Origin of the sequence: Bacillus cereus group sp. N6 (genome assembly GCF_016483705.1) — a bacterium.
In the GTDB taxonomy this organism is placed as follows: domain Bacteria; phylum Bacillota; class Bacilli; order Bacillales; family Bacillaceae_G; genus Bacillus_A; species Bacillus_A wiedmannii.
The window spans coordinates 1-333 of record NZ_JAEHBI010000246.1 but is presented as its reverse complement, the minus strand read 5'-3'; the positions used below and the strand labels follow the sequence as shown (position 1 = coordinate 333).

Genomic DNA, 333 nt, shown 5'->3' with positions numbered 1-333 from the left:
CACTATCGATCACAGAGACATTATTACTGTCGAAGTTCGTCACATACACTCGCTTCGCTGCCGCGTCCACTGCCACATATGCAGAACTCGTGCCCACTGGGATTGTTTTGATAACCGTGTTCGTTCCACTATCTATCACGGAGACATTATTACTGTCGAAGTTCGCCACATACACCTGCTTCGCTGCCGCGTCCACTGCCACAACGTAAGGATATGTGCCCACTGGTATCGTTGTGATAACCTTGTTAGTTCCACTATGATGCTAGTCTAAATGATAGACACACCGAACAGAGAGTTTATACTAAAAACAAATAAACAAGTTCGAGGTGTCTT

1 protein-coding gene is annotated in these 333 nt (G+C 45.3%); it reads right to left on the bottom strand.

All coding sequences use genetic code 11. The annotated features are described in order from the left end of the window. Positions 1-169, bottom strand: a 169-nt coding sequence (locus JDS99_RS32720) for a YncE family protein (RefSeq protein ID WP_369413408.1), incomplete at its 3' end; no start/stop codon positions are given. Between the last annotated feature and the right edge of the window lie 164 nt (positions 170-333).